2 protein-coding genes are annotated in these 2,760 nt (G+C 34.3%); one reads left to right on the top strand and one right to left on the bottom strand.

Annotated features, from left to right (window positions below; all coding sequences use genetic code 11):
• Positions 1–360: 360 nt before the first annotated feature.
• Complete coding sequence (locus ACEN33_RS12050; protein ID WP_407089498.1) at positions 361–999, top strand: DNA alkylation repair protein; 639 nt, start codon at positions 361–363, stop codon at positions 997–999.
• Positions 1,000–1,563: 564 nt separating this feature from the next.
• Here ACEN33_RS12050 and ACEN33_RS12045 read toward each other — a convergent pair.
• Entirely contained in the window at positions 1,564–2,646 is a 1,083-nt protein-coding gene (locus ACEN33_RS12045; RefSeq protein WP_407095186.1) for a hypothetical protein, read from the bottom strand.
• Positions 2,647–2,760 lie beyond the last annotated feature (114 nt).

Raw genomic sequence — 2,760 nt, 5'->3', positions numbered from 1 at the left:
TCGATATTAATTGATTTCCACGAAAATTGGGAAAATAACGCTCGGACATTCTTACAAGTGTAATGTGCATGATGACCAGATGATATAACTACATTGAGACTTTTACACAAGATTATGGACTTGACACAATTGGAGTTGTCATTCGTCTTTAGTTTGGCCAACTCAAGCCAAATGGAATTGCCATTCGTCTTTAGTTTGCTTATCTCACGCCAAATGGAATTGCCATTCGTCTTTAGTTTGGCCAACTCAAGCCAAATGACACACACATTTGTCTCAAGTTCACATTTTAAATGAGTTGGTTTTGAATATGATATAATTAATTCGCGAGAACAAAGATTTCAAATACAAAGGAGTCGAATTATGACAACTAAAGCTAAAGAATTACTAGCTGAAATAAAGCCGGATACGAAACTAGGCGACTTAAGAAAAATAGCTAAAGAAATAAAAAAAGATCATGATTTAGCACTAGAATTATGGGAGAGTGAAGAGTTTAAGCCAAGACTTTTAGCCATCCTCATTATGGATAAAAAAGAACTTTCAGAAGAAGTCCTGGATGCTCTTTGTCTAGATATGGCAATACATACTTATGATGAGCGTAATAATTTAATGGACTGGCTAATGACAAATCATTTAACAAAAACTAAGCGAGAAAAAGCCATTTTAGAATCTTGGAAAGACAGTTCGATTGTCCTGCAACGCCGCGCTTTCTGGAGTTATCAAGGGCGTCTACGCTGGACAGGAAAGAATATGACGGATGATACTGAAGCGCTGCTAGAAGATATCGAAGAAAGAATTATGGACGAAGAGCCAGAAGTTCAGTGGGCGATGAATTTTACTGCAGGTTGGATTGGAGTTTATGATGAAACCTTGCGCGACCGTTGTGTTTCTCTAGGTGAGGAGACAGAATTATACAAAGGTGATTTTGTTTCAAAAGGATGTACACCAAATTACTTACCTGAATTCATTCGTATTGAAACGGATAAACGTGCAACGAAGTAAACCTTCAATCAAATTTATGCTTTAAAAATTTATCGATGGAAAATCATATTATTCGAAATACAATAAAACTTTTATCGAAAAAAATGTCATCGAAGTTACAGGTAAAGGTCGATCAACTCGGTATATTAATAGGTTATCATCACCTGAACAATCATTTGGAATGAAAAAATTATTGAGATCACTAGAAGGTAATATTCTGTATCAAGACTCTGAATAAACGTAGTGATTATATTTACGAATATTATGAATTTAATTAGTTTGTTTAACTTAAAAATAATTAGTAAAATTCCTTTTGGTAAGTATGGCTGTTAGATATAATAAAAGTATTTCTAATCGAATTAATATATGTAAATTGGCCTTTCTATATAAAAATATAATGTCATCTAGGTGAAAAAAAGTATAATAGCAATCTTATACATTAAATATTTTCGCTGATAAATGTTGCTTTATAAAATTAAACATTTTAGGCTGACCATTAAAAAGGAATCCAATAATAAAAAGAGTTGATGGTAAATAAATAACATCAACTCTATTTTTCTATTGATTAGAAAATTTTAAAAACTACTACTCAATCATTTGATATTCAATCCAAGTTTGTTGATCGACATTTTGTAATTCATTCTTTAAATCGGGTAGTGCAAGTGAAATGCCTCCGTCACTATTATTGAAAAGGTATGCAGCGTTAGTACCTAATCTGTAATGAGCTGTCTCTCCTTGAATAATCAAATTAGTTACTGCGGAAACATTTCGACTGCTCGCTTCATCAAAGTGTGCAACGTTTATATTTCGTACTTCATTATTTTCAACTCTTACATTGTAAAGACCAGGGTCATTAGCGACACTACCTTGGTATGACAGCTGTCCAGTTGAAAAGTCAATTTCTATTTGTTTGAAATTAGGTTGAAAACTTTCGAATAAGTGTCGTCCATTTAATTCAGACATATCAACTGAATAGTCAGTATTCGTATTAGTTGTTGGGACAGTTGAACTATGTGCAGCATTTAGACTATCGATATAAGTATAGAAAAAATCAGGAATCGCAAGGGTTTGGCCAGTTGAGAAGCTCCCCGGCAGGTAATCCTGAAGGGTATTATTAAAAGCTCCCCGGTTATTAGGTGTATAATTATGATGGTTTTCTAAGATATTTGCGATAATTTGGTCTACGATAGCTTGAGCTTCGTTATAAGACAAGCTCTCGTTTAATGCATTTGGTTTTTGTAATTCTTCAAGCACACCATCGATATCGATCAAATCAATTGGATTATCAAGCGCACTTTCTGCTTTAAGTTCCGGACCAGTGAATGTTCCAAGTATTTCAGGGTATAGGGTCGAAAGAAGATGCGCAGTAGTTGAGGGATCTCCGCCAGTTGGCATACTTGTTTTATGAAGAACGAGAGTATTAAAGTATGCGTCCTCAGGCAATGCAGCTAATTGTTCATCAGTAAAATTATGGAATTCGCCGTATCCATCTTCTATTACGGATCTAAATTGTTCAACTAATTCTGGATGATCATGGGCATATTCAATCGCTTCTTCTTGAGTTAAAACCCTCATATCAGATGCAACTACTTCTGTATCGGTAGATTGTGGTAATGCTGAGTTGCTCGTATAATCCACTAGTTGAGTTGTAATATGGTTCTTTGTCAAATCGTGTTGGTCAGAGATTTCCGAGGTAGAAAGCTTAAATGCTTTCTACCTTTTTTTATGCGACTTTAGTATTTAATTGTTTGTTGATCACTTTTTCTTCTTCAAAAGTTAAGG

Origin of the sequence: Ruoffia sp. FAM 24228 (assembly GCF_045528575.1) — a bacterium.
Lineage (GTDB): Bacteria > Bacillota > Bacilli > Lactobacillales > Aerococcaceae > Ruoffia > Ruoffia halotolerans.
Note: the sequence above shows the minus strand (reverse complement) of the source record. Positions and strands in the feature narration are given on the sequence as shown.

Coding starts and splice junctions, on each gene's coding strand:
- ACEN33_RS12050 (WP_407089498.1), top strand. CDS start 361: ATGACAACTAAAGCTAAAGAATTACTAGCTGAAATAAAGCCGGATACG.